17 protein-coding genes are annotated in these 17832 nt (G+C 56.4%); 6 read left to right on the top strand and 11 right to left on the bottom strand.

The window, feature by feature from the left end:
* Positions 1-23: 23 nt before the first annotated feature.
* Complete coding sequence (gene glpK, locus KNP60_RS03585) at positions 24-1541, top strand: glycerol kinase GlpK (protein WP_214707253.1); 1518 nt, start codon at positions 24-26, stop codon at positions 1539-1541.
* Positions 1542-1582: 41 nt separating this feature from the next.
* Here glpK and KNP60_RS03580 read toward each other — a convergent pair whose 3' ends face one another.
* From KNP60_RS03580 to cspD, 11 genes are all read right to left on the bottom strand, one after another.
* The gene (locus tag KNP60_RS03580; RefSeq protein WP_214796948.1) at positions 1583-2719 is read right to left on the bottom strand and encodes a PDZ domain-containing protein; all 1137 of its coding nucleotides are present in this window, start codon (positions 2717-2719) and stop codon (positions 1583-1585) included.
* 40 nt (positions 2720-2759) lie between these two features.
* A complete protein-coding gene (locus KNP60_RS03575) occupies positions 2760-4163 on the bottom strand; it encodes a S41 family peptidase (protein ID WP_214796947.1) in 1404 nt (467 codons plus the stop codon).
* Positions 4164-4262: 99 nt separating this feature from the next.
* A complete protein-coding gene (locus KNP60_RS03570) occupies positions 4263-5567 on the bottom strand; it encodes a murein hydrolase activator EnvC family protein (protein WP_214796946.1) in 1305 nt (434 codons plus the stop codon).
* A 30-nt stretch (positions 5568-5597) separates the two neighbouring features.
* Positions 5598-6500: a permease-like cell division protein FtsX gene (gene ftsX, locus KNP60_RS03565; RefSeq protein WP_214792817.1), complete on the bottom strand. Its 903-nt coding sequence runs from the start codon at positions 6498-6500 to the stop codon at positions 5598-5600.
* Entirely contained in the window at positions 6490-7176 is a 687-nt protein-coding gene (ftsE, locus tag KNP60_RS03560; RefSeq protein ID WP_214707244.1) for a cell division ATP-binding protein FtsE, read from the bottom strand. The genes ftsX and ftsE overlap by 11 nt, the downstream gene beginning before the upstream one ends.
* A 382-nt stretch (positions 7177-7558) precedes the next feature.
* Positions 7559-7891: a cytochrome c551 gene (gene cccB / locus KNP60_RS03555; RefSeq protein WP_214707242.1), complete on the bottom strand. Its 333-nt coding sequence runs from the start codon at positions 7889-7891 to the stop codon at positions 7559-7561.
* 108 nt (positions 7892-7999) lie between these two features.
* Positions 8000-8857, bottom strand: a complete 858-nt coding sequence (locus KNP60_RS03550) for a YitT family protein (protein WP_214796945.1) — start codon at positions 8855-8857, stop codon at positions 8000-8002.
* Positions 8858-8918: 61 nt separating this feature from the next.
* Positions 8919-10019, bottom strand: coding sequence for a peptide chain release factor 2 (gene prfB / locus KNP60_RS03545; RefSeq protein ID WP_214796944.1), 1101 nt, complete (start codon positions 10017-10019; stop codon positions 8919-8921).
* Between the two features lie 54 nt (positions 10020-10073).
* Positions 10074-12596, bottom strand: coding sequence for a preprotein translocase subunit SecA (gene secA / locus KNP60_RS03540; RefSeq protein ID WP_034778566.1), 2523 nt, complete (start codon positions 12594-12596; stop codon positions 10074-10076).
* A 142-nt stretch (positions 12597-12738) separates the two neighbouring features.
* Positions 12739-13299: a ribosome hibernation-promoting factor, HPF/YfiA family gene (gene hpf / locus KNP60_RS03535; RefSeq protein WP_021065412.1), complete on the bottom strand. Its 561-nt coding sequence runs from the start codon at positions 13297-13299 to the stop codon at positions 12739-12741.
* 314 nt (positions 13300-13613) lie between these two features.
* Positions 13614-13811 carry a cold-shock protein CspD gene (gene cspD / locus KNP60_RS03530; protein ID WP_021065411.1) on the bottom strand — a complete coding sequence of 66 codons (198 nt, stop codon included), beginning with the start codon at positions 13809-13811 and terminating at the stop codon, positions 13614-13616.
* Positions 13812-14084: 273 nt separating this feature from the next.
* Between cspD and KNP60_RS03525 the strand changes: the two genes are divergently transcribed.
* The 5 genes from KNP60_RS03525 to KNP60_RS03505 all read left to right on the top strand — a co-directional run bounded on the left by KNP60_RS03525 (position 14085) and on the right by KNP60_RS03505 (position 17818).
* Positions 14085-14579 (top strand): competence protein ComK, encoded by a 495-nt coding sequence (locus KNP60_RS03525; protein ID WP_214796943.1) that lies wholly within the window; start codon positions 14085-14087, stop codon positions 14577-14579.
* 89 nt (positions 14580-14668) lie between these two features.
* Positions 14669-16333 (top strand): hypothetical protein, encoded by a 1665-nt coding sequence (locus tag KNP60_RS03520; protein ID WP_251131305.1) that lies wholly within the window; start codon positions 14669-14671, stop codon positions 16331-16333.
* Between the two features lie 9 nt (positions 16334-16342).
* Complete coding sequence (locus tag KNP60_RS03515) at positions 16343-16633, top strand: EscU/YscU/HrcU family type III secretion system export apparatus switch protein (protein WP_029595031.1); 291 nt, start codon at positions 16343-16345, stop codon at positions 16631-16633.
* Positions 16630-17010, top strand: coding sequence for a flagellar export chaperone FliS (locus KNP60_RS03510; RefSeq protein ID WP_138859055.1), 381 nt, complete (start codon positions 16630-16632; stop codon positions 17008-17010). The genes KNP60_RS03515 and KNP60_RS03510 overlap by 4 nt, the downstream gene beginning before the upstream one ends.
* On the top strand, positions 16994-17818 hold the full coding sequence (locus KNP60_RS03505; RefSeq protein WP_214796942.1) for a flagellin N-terminal helical domain-containing protein: 825 nt from the start codon (positions 16994-16996) through the stop codon (positions 17816-17818). The genes KNP60_RS03510 and KNP60_RS03505 overlap by 17 nt, the downstream gene beginning before the upstream one ends.
* The last annotated feature ends 14 nt before the right edge of the window (positions 17819-17832 follow it).

Raw genomic sequence — 17832 nt, 5'->3', positions numbered from 1 at the left:
AATTTCTAAGGAGGCTCTCTCATATGGAGAAAGAAAAACGCTACATCTTAGCACTTGACCAAGGAACGACAAGCTCACGGGCGATCATCTTCGACCACGACGGAAAAATCGTCACGACCGCTCAGCGCGAGTTCAAACAGTACTTCCCTAAGCCAGGCTGGGTCGAGCATAACGCCAATGAGATTTGGGGTTCTGTCCTCGCCGTCATGGCCGAGGCGTTTGGTTCGGCCGACATCGATCCAAAAGAGATCGCAGCTATCGGAATCACGAACCAACGGGAAACAGCCGTCGTCTGGGAGAAGTCGACAGGACGTCCGGTCTATAACGCCGTCGTCTGGCAATCGCGTCAAACAGCCGGTATTTGTGATGAGTTGAAGGAAGCCGGTCATGCCGACTTGTTCCGCGATAAGACAGGCCTCTTGATTGACGCCTACTTCTCAGGCACGAAAGTCAAATGGATCCTCGACAACGTCGAAGGCGCCCGTGAGAAAGCCGAAGCTGGTGACCTCCTCTTCGGAACGATCGACACTTGGCTCATCTGGAAACTGTCAGGCGGCCACGCCCACGTCACGGACTATTCGAACGCGTCACGGACGCTCATGTACAACATCTATGAGCAAAAATGGGACGATGAGTTGCTCGAGATCTTGACGGTACCAAAGTCGATGCTCCCGGAAGTCAAACCGTCGAGTGAAGTGTACGCCAACACGATCCCGTACCACTTCTTCGGCTTCGAAGTTCCGATTGCCGGCGCGGCCGGTGACCAACAGGCAGCCCTCTTCGGTCAGGCCTGCTTCGAGTCAGGAGAAGGTAAGAACACGTACGGAACAGGTTGCTTCATGCTCATGAACACGGGCGAAGAAGCCGTCAAGTCGGACCATGGTCTGCTCACGACGATTGCATGGGGATACAACGGTAAAGTAGAATATGCGCTCGAAGGTTCGATTTTCGTCGCCGGTTCGGCCATCCAATGGCTCCGTGACGGGCTCCGTATGCTCAAGTCGGCGAAAGACACGGAACAGTACGCCAACCGCGTCGAGACGACAGACGGCGTCTACGTCGTCCCAGCCTTCGTCGGACTTGGTGCCCCGTATTGGAACTCAGACGTCCGTGGTGCCATCTTCGGCCTCACGCGCGGGACGGAGAAAGAACATTTCGTCCGGGCGACGCTCGAGTCACTCGCCTATCAGACACGCGATGTCTTGACGGCGATGGAACAAGATTCTGGCATCGAGTTGAAGACGCTCCGCGTCGACGGCGGTGCGGTCAACAACAACTTCCTCATGCAGTTCCAAGCGGACATCTTAGACGTCCCGGTCGAACGGCCTGAAGTGAGCGAGACGACGGCTCTCGGTGCCGCCTATCTCGCCGGTCTCGCCGTCGGGTTCTGGAAAGACCAAGCAGAGATCAAACAACAGTGGAAACTTGACCATCAATTCGAACCGAAGATGGACGAAGCACACCGCGAAAATCTGTATAAAGGCTGGCAACACGCAGTCGAAGCGACAATGGGCTTCAAACCATCAAAACTTGAACTTTAATTGAACGCACGAAAGGGAGCATCCGCCAAGGATGCTCCCTTTTATAGTTTCCGTAACCGCAAACGCGGGCTCGCCGGTTCGGCGACGAACAAGATGCCGAGCTCGTGCGGGTCGGTCTCGTACATCGCCCGTTGCACGAAACGGATGTCCCCGTTCAAGTTGAGCACCTCGAGCTTGATGTACGGTTTATGCAACTGGAGCGCCTCATAGAAGCTGCTCCCGCCCGTGATGACGGTCCCGTTCACTTTGTAGATCGATTCGCCCGGGATGAGCTGCATCGCCTCGCCCGGTGAGCCCGGGAGCGTGTCGATGATGACCGCTCCTCGGTTGCCGTTGATGAACACCGGCGTCGTCCCTCGATTCTCTCGCTTGATGAGTTGTAGCGCCAACTCATACAAGACGAACAGACCGAGCAAGATGTAGGCCGCGTACGGGACGTCGATGGCGTAGGAAGCCCCGAACAAACCGATGGCGATGAGCGCGAGCAGGCCTCGATACAGGCTCAAGCGGCCGAGGAGCGTCCCTGGGAGTGCTCCCGTCGACAGCAGGCTGACCCCGATCGGGATCGGCAAGATGATCGGCACTGGGCCGTCGAGACCGAAGGACGGGGGTAAGAAGACGACAAGCGGGAAGAACCAGAGCCGTTTGACGACGTGCCCGCCGATGAACTGGCCCCGTTTGGACAAGATGAGCGTCGGTGACGTCTCGACCGGACCGTTCCACCGTAAGAGGATCGCCTCCGCGAGCGTCACGATACCGAACACGAGCGCATACACCGGCCAGTCGACCTCGGCCAATCGATCCATCCACCCTGTCAGTCCGCCATACTCGATGACGTCACGAAGCGCGACTGCCGTCAGCATGATCAAAAACGGGAACGCCGGGCTACTGAAACGCGGGTGCATCGTCAAGACGATAAGCGCGTACAGCACGCTGAACGTCACGACCCATTCCCAGTTGACGGTCGTCTCGAGCAGAATCAGCGCCGCCGAACCGATGACCGCAAGGAGCAGGCTCGGCCATAGAAAATGGCGCCAGTCCGATTTCGGCGAACGCCGACGCGAGCGAAACATGCCCCGCTCCCGTTTGATACGCGTCATGGATATGTAAGCGAGGGCGACGAGCGTCGCCCAGAGTAGCGGACTACCGATCAAGGTCAACAAAGCAGTAAAACTCATTCGTAGAACGTCCACACTTGTCCAATCCTTTCCCTAATCCTTATTTTGCAGCTTCTTCGAGCGCGCGATTCAATTGGGCATCGTTCGCCTCGTCTTGAATCTCCTCGAGCAAGCGTGACTCGAGCGCCGACGCCGTCGCTTCATTGACGATCCCGTCTTCCGGCAAGTTGTTGTCGGCTTGGAAGGCACTGACGGCACGGCCCATCGTATCACCGAAATAGCCCGGCTGTCCGCCCGGCTCATAGCCGATGCCCGTCAACACGGTATGCAAGTTCGAGACCGCTTCCCCGTAGTCCCCGACTTTGAGCGAGTCCGTGTCGGCGAGGATGCGGTTCACCCCGAAGTAATCCGGTTGATTGACCTCGACGTCCGGCTCGATGCCTTTCTCGTTAATCCAATTGCCGTCCGGCGTGAGCCATTTGCTCGTCGTCAGCTTCAAGTTGCTGCCGTCCTCTAAATCGAACGCCGTCTGGACAACCCCTTTTCCGAACGTCTTGTTGCCGATAATCGTGGCACCGGCCCCTTCTTTGAGCGCACCAGCCAAAATCTCAGATGCCGACGCCGATCCTTCGTCCGTCAAGACGAACAAGTCGTACGGCTTCGCTTCTCGGGCGCGGCCGCTCTGCGACTCGCGTTCCCCGTCCGCATTCTCGATTTGGACGACCGGTTTGTTCGTCGGGACGAACCCTTCGGTCATCTCGATGACGGCCGGAAGCAAGCCACCCGGGTTCCCGCGCACGTCGATGATAAGGCTATCGATGTCTTCTGACTCGAGCGTCTCAAGCTGCTCCAAAAACTCATCGGCCGTCGGCTCAGAGAACTGGGTCACCTCGATATAACCAACCTTTTTCCCGTCCTGTTCTTTCACTTCCGAGTAGACGGTCTCGATTGGAATCGTATCGCGTGTGATCTCGTAGTCGGCCTCTTGGCCGCCGCGCTGAATCGTCAGCGTAACGACCGTCCCTTTCTCGCCCCGGATGAGTTGAACCGCCTCTTCGACGGCCATCCCTTCAATCGATTCCCCGTCGACCGCTGTGATGACATCACCGGACCGAAGACCTGCCGCTTCGGCTGGTGCGCCTTTGATTGGAGCGACGATTAAGATGTCTTCTCCTTTCTTCTCCAAAGTCGCGCCGATTCCTTCAAAGCTCGACTCGATTGAGTCGGTGAACTGTGACGTCTCTTCGGCATCGAGGAAGTCCGAGTACGGGTCGTCGAGCGCTGCCGTCATCCCGTCGAGGGCACCGGTCAATAAATCCTCTTCCGAAATATCCTTCAATGAATGCGTCTCGATCAATTGCCGGACTTGGTCGACCTTGTCCCAGCCTTCTGCCTTCGGTTGAATCGGCAGCGCCGTATCCGTAAACGCCATCGTCGCGAGCCCTGCACCGGCCCCGGCGACGAACGTAGCGCCGGCTAGTAATCCTGCGGTTGTATTTTTCACGGGTGATTCCCTCTTTTCTCTTTGTCAGTCTTTCATTCAGTATAGCAAAAAGTTCAGAAAAACGGACGCGTTCCACAAATTTGGAACACGTCCGTCTCATCAGTAACCGATATAAGGACCCGGGTCGACCGCATTCGGTTGCCCTGGCGCCCATTGTCCGCGATGTAATTCGAAGTGGAGATGCGGTCCCGTCGACCAGCCCGTGTTGCCGAGCGTACCGACGGTCTGGCCAGCGGACACCGTTTGCCCAGACGAGACCGTGATCGAGTCGAGATGGGCATATACGGTCGTCCAGACGGCCCCACCGACGATGTGGGAGACGAAGACGACGTTGCCGTATCCTGTCGCCGGCGCCGCCTTGATGACGATGCCTGGTGCCGCCGCGACGATCGGGGTCCCGGTCGCATTGACGAGATCGATGCCGCGATGCGACTCCGCCACGCCTGTCAATGGGTTTTGGCGAGGACCGAACGGGCTCGACACGTAACCGGACACCGGACGGACGAACGAGGTCGCCGGCCCCGACACGTTCGTCGGGGCTTCCGCAGGCGGTGGGGGCGTCGGTGCTGGTGAGGCCGTGGCCTTCTCGTCCGACTGTCCTTTCGCTTCCGCTGCAGCTGCGGCTCGGGCCTGCGCTTCGGCCGCTTCTCGTTCCGCCGTGGCGATCGCTTCGAGCTGTCCGGCGATGATGCGGCTCTGTTCGTTCATGAGCGCCTGCTCTTCGGCACGGCTCATTTTTTCAAGTTCGAGCAGTTCGACCTGTTCGTTCAGCTCCGACAACAAGTCGCGCTTCTGTTCGGCGGCGACGTCGAGCGCTTGTTTCGTCACGACGAGCTCACGTTCTTTTTGTTTCAAGAATGACAGCTGCGTCCGTTGCCGTGCCTCGAGCGTTTCGAGCCGCTCGACTTCATTCATGTAGGTATGTATGAGGTCCCGGTCCTGCTCCGCGATCGTCTGCGCGGTCAACAGCCGCGTCACGAAGTCTCCGAACGAGCGGGACTCAAAGACGACTTGGAGATAGGACCGGTCCTCGTGTACTTGAAGCACACGAAGACGCTCACTAAGGAGCGCCTTCTGGCTTTCGAGGTACTGCCCATGGGCAGCGAGTTGATCACGGGTTTCCTCGAGCTCGGTGCGCGCCGCGTCCGCTTCTTCCTGCTGGACGGCGATCTGTTCACTTAATCCCTCGAGACGTTCATTGACGGCGCGAATCTCTGTCGCTACCGCGTCGCGTTCCGCCTCGGTGATGTCGAGCTCGGCGTCCGTCTCGTCTTGCGCTTTCTTGGACTCCTCCAATTGATTGGATAGACGATCTTGTCGTGCTTTCAGCGTGTCTTTCTCCGTCGCCATGACCGGCGAGGCAAGTAGCGTCAAACTTAATCCAAGCGCAAGCGAACGTTTCATCCGCCAACTCCTCCTCATATTTAAATTAGATTAGACTTTCAAGAACCGACCGAGTGATGTTGTCGAGCCCCAGATCCCGATGAAAGCACCGAGCGCCAAGAGGACGAGCGACACTTGTGTCGTCAGTACCGATGGATCAATCAATTTAAATATATCACTATTCAGTTGATCTAGCGATGGTTGTAAAGCACTATATGCGACGTCATAACCGAAGTAGATGACGGCGATCGGGATGAGCGCGCCGAGCACACCGAGGAGAAGTCCTTCGATGAAGAACGGCCAGCGAATGAAGCTGTTTTTCGCCCCGACGAGGCGCATGATCTCAATCTCGCGACGGCGTGAGAAGATCGTCATCTTGATCGTGTTCGAGATGAGGAACATCGCCATGAGTGTGAGACCGACGATCAACACGAGTCCACCGATGCGAATCCCGTTGAAGAAAGCGAACATCTTGTCGATATAGTCCTGTCCGTATGTGACCTTATCGACGTTGTCGAGTGATTGCACGGCGTCGGCGACCGTCTCCGTCTCGAGCGGGTCTGATGCCTTGACGATATAGCGGTCATGGAGCGGGTTGTCTTTCTCGACCGTTCCATAGGCGTTGGCGTCTTCCCCGAGCTGGTTACGGAAGTTCTCCAGTTCATCCTCTTTCGAGCTGAACGTGACCGATGCGACGCCTGGAATCTGCTCTATATTCTCGCCGAGCTTCTCGACGTTCGCTTCCTCCGCGGTCCGGGTGACGAATACTTGGATCTCGACGTCGTTCTCGACGTTCTCCGAGATCTCATTGACGTTGAACATGACGAGGGCGAACACCCCGACGAGTAACAAGGTGATGGTGACGGCACTGACAGCCGCAAACGTCATCCACCCGTTGCGAAGTGTTCCCTTGAACCCTTCGCGCAGATGACGGATTCCACTTTTAAATATCATAGCCATATGCTCCTTTCTCTTCATCGCGGACGACTTTTCCGTTCTCGATCGCGATGACGCGATGACGGATCTTGTCGACGATATCACGGTTGTGCGTCGCCATGACGATCGTGGCCCCGCGACGGTGAATCTCTTCAAATACTTCCATGATGCCCCAAGCCGTGTCCGGGTCTAAGTTACCGGTCGGCTCGTCGGCGATGATGAGCTTAGGCTTATTGACGATGGCACGGGCGATCGACACACGTTGCTGCTCCCCACCCGACAGTTCGTCCGGATAGTTGCGCGCCTTGTGCTTCAGGCCGACGAGGTTCAACACGTCCATGACCTGTTTGCGCATCGTGCCCGTGTCGGCTTGAACGACCTCGAGTGCGAACGCGACGTTCTCATATACCGTCAAAGACGGCAACAACTTGTAGTCTTGGAAGATGACGCCGAGTTGACGGCGCAGTTTTGGGACGTGGCGGTTTTTCAGTTTGCCGACGTCGATCCCGTCAATCATGAGCTGACCACTCGACGGTTTCTCCTCCCGATAAATCATTTTCATGAACGTCGATTTCCCGGCGCCGGATGGTCCGACGACGTATAAAAATTCGCCGTCTTCGATCTTCAAATCGAGGTCGTCGACTGCGACGACGCCGTTCGGATATACTTTGCTGACTTTTTGCATCGATATCATAACGTATTCCCCTACCCTTTTTATATATTTTCCATGCATCTATGACGAATTCTGAATTGGTTTCATCGAATTGATTCGTTAAGTGAATATTTTCGCCTAGCCTCTGTTCTACACGATAAGCACTCGTCCTGTCAAGGGACCCTGTTCGTGCCCACCTATCCAAAAAAGGCGACAGGCGATATTCTTCAAGCGCCTACAATTATAGCAATCGGACTTTTAAATAACCATTACAGGAATGTTTCAGTTGGATGGAGTTCGGTGTGAAATTGTCGAAATGAAGATGGGCTTCACGAGATCGACACAGACGGTGAAACGCACATTCAAAAAGGCACTCGCGTCCGCGAGTGCCTGAGTCAAACCACGAGTGTCTCCCGTGCCCTGATTATTTTTTCTCAGCGAGCCAAGCCGCGACCGCTGTGATTTCTTCGTCTCCCTCGATCACGTTCGCAGGCATGGCGCCTTTCCCGTTTTTGATAATTTCTTCGATTTCACTAGCCGACAGACGTGAACCGACGTCCGAAAGTTTCGGACCGCTCATGCCTTCTAAGTTCGCGCCGTGGCACGCCGCACAGTTTTGGGCGTAGACCGCTTCCGCGTCGACCGACGCCGTGTTCGCGCCGTCCCCGTTGCTCGTCGACTCTTCTTCATCGCCACCGCCGCACGCACCGAGCGTGAGCATGGCGCCAAGTCCGATCGCCATCATCCATTTCTTCATAATCAGGTTCCCCTCCTATGTCGTAGAAATAACCTACTTTTACCATTATAGCCGTTATGAACCGCTTTCTAACCTAATCTCATGAAAAATACACAAAGATTCCACAACTCAAGGCACGTTGATATAGCGTTTGTCGGACGTGAACCCTTGCCCCATCACCTCGTGCGCCTCGCTGAAGATGAGAAACGCGTCGGGGTCGATGCGACGGATGATCTCTTTCAGACGGCTCACCTCGTTTTGGCGGACAACGACAAGGAGCATTGGCCGCTCGAGACGCGAGTACGCCCCGATCGCTTGAATCTCTGTCGCGCCGCGGTCGAGCTCATCGAAGACGGCACGCGTGATGACGTCCCGCTGCTCCGAGATGACGTAGGCCATCTTGTCCTGCGTGAAACCGAGCTGGACGAAGTCGATCATCTTGATCGTGATGAACAGGGCGATGAGTGCATATAGCCCCGTCGTGAACGAGAACGTGACAGCGGCAACGAGGACGACCGCCCCGTCGAGGATGGCGATACAGAGGTAGAGCGGGATATGGGTGAATTTATGTAAAATCTGCGCGAGCAAATCCATCCCACCGGTCGAGGCGCGCCCTCGGAAGATGAGGCCGAGCCCGATGCCGACACCGGCCCCGCCGAACACGGCCGCGAGCAGCGTGTCATTGACGGCGGCACCCGCTTCGATCGCTTCATAAAATAAGATCACGCCCGGCAAAAAGATTGACCCGACGAGCGACTTGACGCCGAAGCCGAGCCCGAGGATCATCCAGCCGACGAGGAGGAGCAACACGTTCGACACGAGCTGGAACGCCCCCGGCGAGATGTTGAACAGCTCGTACGTGATGATCGAGATTCCGCTGACGCCGCCCGAGGCGAGGTTGTTCGGCAATAGGAACAAACTGAACGCCGAGGCGACGAAGACGGACCCGGTCAGTAAATAGATATAGTCTTTGACGATTTGCTTCATTAAAGGTTTTCTCCTCTACATACAACGTGGCCCAAAGACGTGAGTCCTTGAGCCACTTGCATCACATATTTGTCTTGCGGAGGTATGCGTCGATGAAGCCCATGATGTCTCCATCCATGACGCCGCTCGTGTTCCCGACCTCATAACTCGTGCGGTGGTCTTTGACCATCGCGTACGGGTGGAAGACGTACGAGCGGATTTGGCTGCCCCAACCGATGTCTGTCTTCTCGCCACGGATCTCATCGAGCTTGCGTTGCTGCTCGTCGAGTTCACGTTGATACAGTTTCGCTTTAAGCATCTTCATCGCCGCTTCGCGGTTCTTGATTTGCGAACGTTCAGCCTGACACGAGACGACGACACCTGTCGGCACGTGCGTGATCCGGACGGCCGAATCGGTCGTGTTGATGTGCTGACCGCCGGCACCCGACGCGCGGTACGTGTCGATGCGGAGGTCTTCCGTCTTCACTTCGATCTCAATGTCGTCATTGAACTCCGGCATGACATCACACGAGACGAACGATGTATGACGGCGGCCTGACGAGTCGAACGGTGAGATGCGGACCAATCGGTGAATCCCTTTCTCCGCTTTCAAATAGCCGTAGGCGTTATGCCCGACGATACGGAGCGTGACCGACTTGACGCCGGCCTCTTCGCCCGCAAGGTAGTCGACCGTCTCGACTTTCCAGCCTTGCTTGTCAGCGAAACGTTGATACATGCGCAGCAGCATCGATGCCCAGTCTTGCGATTCGGTACCGCCCGCCCCTGGGTGCAACTCAAGGATGGCGTTGTTCGCGTCATACGGTCCGTTCAAGAGGATCTCAAGTTCGAACGCGTCGAAATCGGCCTTGAGCGCCGTCACCATTTCCGAGAGTTCTTCTTGCATCTCGGCGTCCGGCTCTTCTTTGATGAGTTCGAGCGTGACTTCGCCGTCCTCATGGCCGTCCGCAAGCTGTTGATACTTGTCGACCATCGCTTTGAGCGCGTTCGACTCGTCGATGACTTTTTGCGCCTTCTCTTGGCTGTCCCAGAAGTCCGGGTACGTCATCTCGTTCTCAAGCTCGGCGATGCGGGCCTGCTTCTCTGTCAGGTTGAGCGATTGGCGATAATTCTCGAGGCGTTTCGCCATCGCCTCGAGTTCGTTGCGAATATCTGAAATTTCCATAGTGTAGGTCACCTTTCCGTAGGAAAGAGGCGAGCGGGCTCGCCTCTTTCAAAATTAAGCCTGTTGTTTGCCGTGGCAGTTTTTGAACTTCTTGCCTGAACCACACCAGCACGGGTCGTTGCGCCCGAGCCGTTGGTCTTCAGAGCGACGGACCGGCTTTTTCTTCACCGGCGTGTCGTCCTTGCCAGACACCGCCACTTCCTCCTCGACGACTTTCTCGCGTCGGAGGTTGTCGCCGACTTCGGCACGGAGCACGAAGCCGGTCACTTCTTCGGAGATGGCCGCGTTCATCGCATCGAACATGTTGATCCCTTCCGCCTGATACTCACGGAGCGGGTCGTTCTGCCCGTAAGCGCGCAAGTGAATCCCTTGACGAAGCTGGTCCATATGGTCGATGTGCGCCATCCAGTGCGAATCGACGGCACGGAGAACGATGATCTTCTCGAACTCGTTGAAGCGTTCCGGCGGCGCGAGTTGGCGTTTCGCCTCATACTGCGCGTTCGTGCGTTCGCTCAACAGCTCGATGATCTCTTCGCGCTCTTTGCCGAAGAAGTCCTTGCCTTCGACCGGTTGCTCGAGGGCGAGCGTCTGGTTGGCCCAGTGCGCGAGTTCCTCGATGTTCCACTCTTCCGGCACGAGTTCGAGCGGCGTATATTGCGCCACGCCCGTCTCGACCGTCTCTTGAATCATCGAACGGACGATGTCCGTGACCGATTCGTTCTCGAGGATGCTGGCCCGGTCTTTGTACATGACTTTCCGTTGGTCGGCCATGACGTTATCGTAGCCGAGGAGCTGCTTCCGTGCGTCATAGTTGTTGCCTTCGACACGTTTTTGGGCCGACTCGACCGCTTTCGAGACCATGCGGCTCTCGATCGGTTGCGTGTCGTCCATGCCGAGGCGCTCCATCATGCTCTGGAGGCTGTCGGTCCCGAAGCGGCGCATAAGCTCGTCTTCGAGTGACAAGTAGAACTGGGATTTACCCGGGTCCCCTTGTCGTCCGGCCCGTCCACGGAGCTGGTTGTCGATCCGGCGTGATTCGTGGCGCTCGGTCCCGACGATGTATAATCCGCCGAGCTCGATGACGCCTTCGCCGAGCTTGATGTCGGTACCGCGTCCGGCCATGTTCGTCGCGATCGTGACTGAACCTTTTTGTCCGGCGTTCTCGACGATTTCGGCCTCACGCGCGTGGTTCTTCGCGTTCAACACTTCGTGTTTGACCTTCTTCTTCGAGAGGAGCTTGCTCAAATACTCCGACGTCTCGACGGCGACCGTCCCGACGAGGACCGGTTGTCCCGTCGCGTGGGCTGCCATGATTTCGTCGACGACGGCTTTGAACTTGCCTTCCATCGATTTGAAGATGAGGTCCGAACGGTCTTCCCGAAGGATCGGTTTGTTCGTCGGGATCGTCACGACCTGCATGTTGTAGATGTTACGGAACTCTTCTTCCTCCGTCTTCGCCGTCCCGGTCATCCCGGCTAGCTTCTCATACATGCGGAAGTAGTTCTGGTACGTGATCGTCGCGAGCGTCATCGATTCGCGTTGAATCTCGACGCCTTCTTTCGCCTCGATCGCCTGGTGCAACCCTTCCGAGTAGCGGCGTCCGTCCATGACCCGACCCGTGAACTGGTCGATGATCATGACTTGGCCGTCGCGGACCATATAGTCGACGTCATGATGCATGACGGCGTTGGCACGAAGGGCGAGCCCGACGTGGTGGTTGACCGAGACGTGCTCGATCGCGAACAAGTTGTCGATGCCGAAGAACTTCTCGGCGAGGTCGACCCCTTTGTCCGTCAAGAGGACCGATTTCGTCTTCACGTCGACCGTGTAGTCGTCCTCGATCTTGAGCGTCCGCACGAACGCGTCGGCCCGTGTATAGAGTTCTGTCGATTTTTGAGCCGATCCCGAGATGATGAGCGGGGTCCGTGCCTCATCGACGAGAATCGAGTCGACTTCATCGACGATCGTGAAGTAGAGCTCGCGTTGCACACGGTCTTCTTTATAAAGGACCATGTTGTCACGCAAATAATCGAAACCGAGCTCGTTGTTCGTCGAGTACGTGATGTCACAGTTGTATGCCGCCTGCTTCTCGACGCGGTCCATGTTCGACACGTTGAGGCCGACCGAGAGACCGAGCGCGAAGTAGAGCGGTTCCATGAGTTCTTTGTCACGGCGGGCCAAGTATTCGTTGACCGTCACGACGTGGACGCCGCGGCCCGTGAGCGCGTTCAAGTACACCGGGAGGGTCGCGACGAGCGTCTTCCCTTCCCCGGTCTTCATCTCGGCGATGTCGCCGTTATGGAGCACGTAGCCCCCGATGAGCTGGACACGGTAGTGGCGCATGCCGAGCACGCGCTCGGACGCCTCGCGGCAGACCGCGAACGCTTCTGGCAAAATATCGTCAAGCGTCTCGCCCTTGTCCAAACGCTCCCGGAACTCAACCGACTTCGCCTGAAGTGCTTCATCAGACAATGCCTTGATCGGTTCGGCGAACGACTCGACGAGGTCGGCCGCTTTTTCTGCTTTTTTCAATACTCGTTTCTGTGGAGCAAATAAATCTTTCAAAAAGTTCGCCATACGCTTTATCTCCTCTGCATTCACTGAAAAAATGCATGTTTTTTCCCTAATGTACAGTTTAACCGAAGTGACCCTTGCTTTCAAGGAAAGGCAAAAGGAAACGGCCCTCCGAGTCGGAGGGCCGTGTGGTTTCAAGGTTGAATTATTCAGGTTCGATCAAGCCGTATTTGCCGTCTTTACGACGGTAGACGACGTTCGTGTTGCCCGTCTCTGCGTCTGAGAAGACGAAGAAGCTGTGACCGAGCATGTCCATCTGAAGAATCGCTTCTTCCGTGTCCATCGGTTTGAGCGTGAAGCGCTTCGTCCGCACGAGTTCGAGTTCTGCCTCGTCCTCGTCATAGACGACCACGTCTTCGGGACCTTCGAGTGATTTGAAGTACTCGCCGATACCGCCATCTTTGGCACGTGATTTACGGTTGAGTTTCGTTTTGTGTTTACGGATTTGACGTTCCAATTTGTCGACGACGAGGTCGATTGCCGCGTACATGTCGAGGTTGGTCTCCTCAGCACGGAGCAACAAGTTCGGCATCGGGATCGTCACTTCCACTTTTTGTTTCTCATTGTACACTTTCAAGTTGACGTAAGCCGTCTGTGCATCCGTAGGAGTTGTGAAATACCGAGTCAATTTGTCCAGCTTTTTCTCGACATAGTCTTGGATGGCTGGTGTGACTTCAATGTTTTCGCCGCGAATGTTATAAATCATCTGAACTCCTCCTTAAAATAACCGCTTGACCCAATGATTCGTCAGATTGGACCGAATCTCCTGCTTCATTTCTGAAAAGAAAGTGGAACCAGGTGGCTCATATATAGTATACCCCGAATCCGAATCGTTTGAAAACGTTATCATCAGAAAATAATGACAATTTTGTTCCGACAGGTCCGTCTTCCACGTGAATCGGTGGTATAGAAACAAACTACCCGTTCTGTCCGTTCTTAAACGCGATTTTGATTGGGAAGGACATTATGTGAGAAAAACAAAAAAGTCGGCCCCGTTAGGAGCCGACTCGTGGTTCGAAATTATAATTTTGTAACGTTAGCCGCTTGTGGGCCACGCTCGCCATCAACGATTTCAAACTCTACCTCTTGACCTTCGTCAAGTGATTTGTAGCCGTCAGTTTGGATTGCTGAGAAGTGTACGAATACGTCTTTGCCGCCTTCTACTTCGATGAATCCAAAACCTTTTTCTGAGTTAAACCATTTTACTTTACCTACCATGTGTAAATCCATTCCTTTCACCATTGAAGAATACAGAGGCTTTCCCTCTATCGGTAATCTTACCACCTTCTTGCAGGCGTGACAAACACTTTCTCAAATTTTTGCAAACGAATTCGCGTTTGGCTTACATTGGAATTATATTTCCCTACTTTTCATATCGTCTTATTGAATTTACATATTTTGTGATATATCATGGAAGGGATGATTTAGGTTTGTGTTCCATCTGTTATGGCCGAGCCTGAAAATCCAATACGAAAAGGACGGTGCAGCTGTATGCGCCCCTACCATTCCGAGGAGAAATACCGGATCACGAAACGGACGGTGGCGATTTTGCCATGTCGAGACATGACGATGCAATCGCGGATCATTCTCGAGGACGGATCTGAGATCATGACGCCGCTCCGGCCCTACCAGCTGTTGCAGCTCTCGTGCCGCCAGTACAGCAGTTCGATCGAGGAACGCATCTTCGTTGCCAAGCGCGTCGCCAGTGTCAAAGGCAAAGTGCCTGTCGTCATCGAACCGACGTCCGGGCTCGTCTTCTTCCCGACGAAGTCCCCGAAGCGCCCTGATTGCGAATGGTACGCCTGGTCCCACATCCGCGACATCTCGAGTGACCCGCTAGAGCCGAACGGCTCGGTCGTCACCCAGGACGGTCACCGGATCCAAACGAACGCGACCGCGTACGTCCTCCGCAACCAACTGAAAGCGACGGGCGAACTCGTCGCCCGGTTTCAACAATTGAACCAGAACGCCTTGCTCGAATCCTGACCCTTCCGTCGTCCGACGGGAGGTTTTTTTCTGTCGGTTTCGCTTCACTTTTTGAAAAAGAGGTCGATATATTGGTCGAGGTGACAACTATGCAAATCCAAGCCCCATTGACCGCGGCCGTCGCGGTCACGGCCGGTATCCAGACGAACCGGGTCTATAAGGCCGAACTCGTCAAACAGACCGGACCCGACTCCGGCATCGTTAAAATCAACGGCGAGCACGTCGAGGTCACGTTCGAAGGCGGGCTCCCGAAAACGAACCCGTTCCAATTGACGCTCGCCGAACAAGACGGCCAGCTAATCGGGACGATCGTCGTCAAGCCTGAGCCGGAGACGCCGGACACTTCGAGCGGCCAACCGGTGAAACTCGATACAAAAATCCAAGCGTTGCTCGCGTCGCTACCGCCCGAGGTGCGGAGCGCCGTCAGCCGCCTGCTCCAATCAGGACGGTTACCGATGAACGAGGACACGGTGCGACTGCTCGAAACCGTCTTTAAAGGTGACCTGCGCGATGCGGTCCTTTGGCTAAAGACGATCGAGGCACCCACGCTCCCGCGTGACGTCGCCCGCGACATCGCCGTCGCGTCATTAGATGAAGCGAGACAACTGGTGACTCGTCCGGCGCCCGACGCCCCCTACCCGCAGAAAGAACGCTTCATCGAGCACGTCAACTTGTCGCGTCCCGTCAGCGAACGTTTGACGCCGACACCGGAGACGGTCGACCGACTCATCAATGAATTGCCGGAGCCGCACCGGACGCGAATCGAGCCGCGCGAGGCGTTACCGCCCGTCCTCGGACGACCGGTGCTCGTCAAAGAAGTGACGACACATCTCGCGACCGTGACGAACACGTTCCGAAACGAGCAAGTGACGGTCACAAAACAGCTCGGCCAAGTCGCCGCCCTCGTCGAGACGAACCCGCATCAGGCGCGCCCCGCGCTCGAGACGGTGTCGACCCGGCTGACGCAACTCATCCAAAAGACGGACGCCTTGCTACATACGAGCGCGACCCAAGAGAAGGCGCTCGTCGCGATGACGGCGAAGCTCGACGTCGCCCTCGGGTTGCTGTCGACGAAACCTGCCGAGAGCGCCGCGCTCATTAAAGAAGTGCGCGCCAGCTTAAACGAGTTCCGCTACGTGCCGAACCATGTCCGGCTCGAATACATCCCGCACCAGGCGACCCGCGCCGGCGAACTGCCGCGCGTCACGCCATTCAAGGTCGATCCGAACTTATCCGGCCGCGTCATCCAAGAGACGGCGCAGCGCGTCCAGGCGTCGACGTTGTCATTGAAACCCGACGCGGCGACACCTGAAGCGCAGCGGCTCGCCTCGTTCTTCCAAGTCCAACAGACGTTGAACCGGCTCGACGGCGGGCAGCTCCAGCAGCTCATCCTCGCCTTGCCGGCGAAAGTCCAAGAGATCGACACCGGTATCCACGTCCATATCCAAAACCGTGAGGCCGGGGACGTCGTCGACTGGGAGAACAGCGTGCTCTATATCCGACTTGAGACACCACGTCTCGGAGAGATCGGCGTCAAACTCGAGGCGATCGACCGGAATCTGCGACTCACGCTCGAACACGATGACCCTGTCGTCGAGACGCTCGCCAAGCCGCTTCTCGGCAAAATCGAGACGACGCTCGAAGCGATCGGTTACCGGAGCGTGACCACCCAGTTCCGCCCATTGACGAAGACGGACCGACCGGAGATCGAGCGTCCGACGCTCGAGACGACCGGCTATGATTTCCGCATCTAGGAGGCTGTTATGTATCAACGTATGGATTTGACGAAACGCAAGACGGCCGCCGTCGTCCGCTATGACGAGACGATCGACCGGGCCCCGGTCATCGTCGCCCGTGGAACAGGCGCCGTCGCCGATAAAATTTTAGATGAGGCAAGATCGCGCGGCGTCGCCATCGAGCACGACCACTCGCTCCTTGGCCACCTGCTCGACCTTGACCTCGGGGATGCGATTCCCCCTCAGCTGTATGACGTCATGGCCGAAGTGCTATTACTGATCGAAGAACTCGATACCATCAAAGGAGACCCATCATGAATTCGAACCGACTATACGAAATGAGCCCGCAAGAGCTGACCCAAGCGATGCTCCACGCGCTCGTCTACCACTATGAACAAGCCAGGACGGCGACGATCGCCGAACGCAACCGCCACTTGCGTCAAGCACGCGAACTGCTCGCGAAGCTCCACCAAGGACTTCACGACGGCGGCGGCATCATCTCGGCCCAACTTGACGAGCTTTACCTCTATATGGCGAAATCGAGCCTCGAGGCATTGATCGAACAAGACATGGACAAGATCGAGGAGCTTCACGGCCTCGCAAGTGAGCTCGACAAGACGTGGGGCGAGGCGATTGAGAACGCCCGACTTCAACCCGTACCGGCAGGAGGAAACCGTTATGAAAATTACCAATAACGTGCAAGCGCTCAAAGCCTACTCGTCGCTCACGGTCAACCAGGCGACGATGAAGAAGACGATGGACCGCCTCTCGAGCGGTATCCGCATCAACAAGGCGTCCGACGACGCGGCCGGGCTCGCCATCTCCGAGAAGATGCGCATCCGGCTCGACTCGCTGTCGATGGCCGAGCGCAACACCCTCGACGGCATCTCGCTCACACAGACGCTTGAAGGCGGGATGAGCGAGACGCATTCCCTCCTGCAACGGATGCGTGAGCTGTCGATTCAAGCCGCGAACGGTACGCTCAGCGGTGATGACGCCAAAGCGATCCAAGACGAGATCACGACACTCACGGATGAAGTGACCCGAATCGCCGAGACGACCGAATTCAACTCGAAGAAAATCATGAACGGCGACTATATTGCCGGCAACGAGACACTCTTCTTCCAACTCGGGGCCGGCAGCGGTGAAGGTGTCGTCTTGAACGTCGACGACATGCGCGCCGGCGCGCTCGGAATCGATGGCCTTGACGTGACGACGCAAGGTGGCGCCAACGAGGCCATCGCCAAGTTCGACGCCGCGATTCAAAAAGTGTCGCTCGAGCGCTCGAAACTCGGTGCCATCCAAAACCGGCTCGAGGCGAACGTGAGCGTCGTCACGATCGGGTCCGAGAACTTGACGGCTTCCGAGTCACGCATCCGCGACGCCGACATGGCGCGCGAGATGATGGACTTCGCCCGCCTCAACATCTTGAACCAATCCGGCATGGCGATGATTGCCCAATCGAACGCATTGCCGCAAGGCGTGCTACAATTATTGAACTAACTTAAGGAAGGACG

Origin of the sequence: Exiguobacterium sp. s5, from assembly GCF_018618075.1 — a bacterium.
GTDB classification, from domain to species: Bacteria; Bacillota; Bacilli; order Exiguobacteriales; family Exiguobacteriaceae; genus Exiguobacterium; species Exiguobacterium mexicanum_A.
This window is presented reverse-complemented; position numbering and strand designations above follow the sequence as displayed.

Bases quoted from the DNA above. Each gene is read 5' to 3' on its own strand.
- glpK (WP_214707253.1), top strand. From the start codon at position 24: ATGGAGAAAGAAAAACGCTACATCTTAGCACTTGACCAAGGAACGACA.
- KNP60_RS03580 (WP_214796948.1), bottom strand. From the start codon at position 2,719: ATGAGTTTTACTGCTTTGTTGACCTTGATCGGTAGTCCGCTACTCTGG.
- KNP60_RS03570 (WP_214796946.1), bottom strand. From the start codon at position 5,567: ATGAAACGTTCGCTTGCGCTTGGATTAAGTTTGACGCTACTTGCCTCG.
- ftsX (WP_214792817.1), bottom strand. From the start codon at position 6,500: ATGATATTTAAAAGTGGAATCCGTCATCTGCGCGAAGGGTTCAAGGGA.
- ftsE (WP_214707244.1), bottom strand. From the start codon at position 7,176: ATGATATCGATGCAAAAAGTCAGCAAAGTATATCCGAACGGCGTCGTC.
- cccB (WP_214707242.1), bottom strand. From the start codon at position 7,891: ATGAAGAAATGGATGATGGCGATCGGACTTGGCGCCATGCTCACGCTC.
- KNP60_RS03550 (WP_214796945.1), bottom strand. From the start codon at position 8,857: ATGAAGCAAATCGTCAAAGACTATATCTATTTACTGACCGGGTCCGTC.
- prfB (WP_214796944.1), bottom strand. From the start codon at position 10,019: ATGGAAATTTCAGATATTCGCAACGAACTCGAGGCGATGGCGAAACGC.
- secA (WP_034778566.1), bottom strand. From the start codon at position 12,596: ATGGCGAACTTTTTGAAAGATTTATTTGCTCCACAGAAACGAGTATTG.
- hpf (WP_021065412.1), bottom strand. From the start codon at position 13,299: ATGATTTATAACATTCGCGGCGAAAACATTGAAGTCACACCAGCCATC.
- cspD (WP_021065411.1), bottom strand. From the start codon at position 13,811: ATGGTAGGTAAAGTAAAATGGTTTAACTCAGAAAAAGGTTTTGGATTC.
- KNP60_RS03525 (WP_214796943.1), top strand. From the start codon at position 14,085: ATGCGCCCCTACCATTCCGAGGAGAAATACCGGATCACGAAACGGACG.
- KNP60_RS03520 (WP_251131305.1), top strand. From the start codon at position 14,669: ATGCAAATCCAAGCCCCATTGACCGCGGCCGTCGCGGTCACGGCCGGT.
- KNP60_RS03515 (WP_029595031.1), top strand. From the start codon at position 16,343: ATGTATCAACGTATGGATTTGACGAAACGCAAGACGGCCGCCGTCGTC.
- KNP60_RS03510 (WP_138859055.1), top strand. From the start codon at position 16,630: ATGAATTCGAACCGACTATACGAAATGAGCCCGCAAGAGCTGACCCAA.
- KNP60_RS03505 (WP_214796942.1), top strand. From the start codon at position 16,994: ATGAAAATTACCAATAACGTGCAAGCGCTCAAAGCCTACTCGTCGCTC.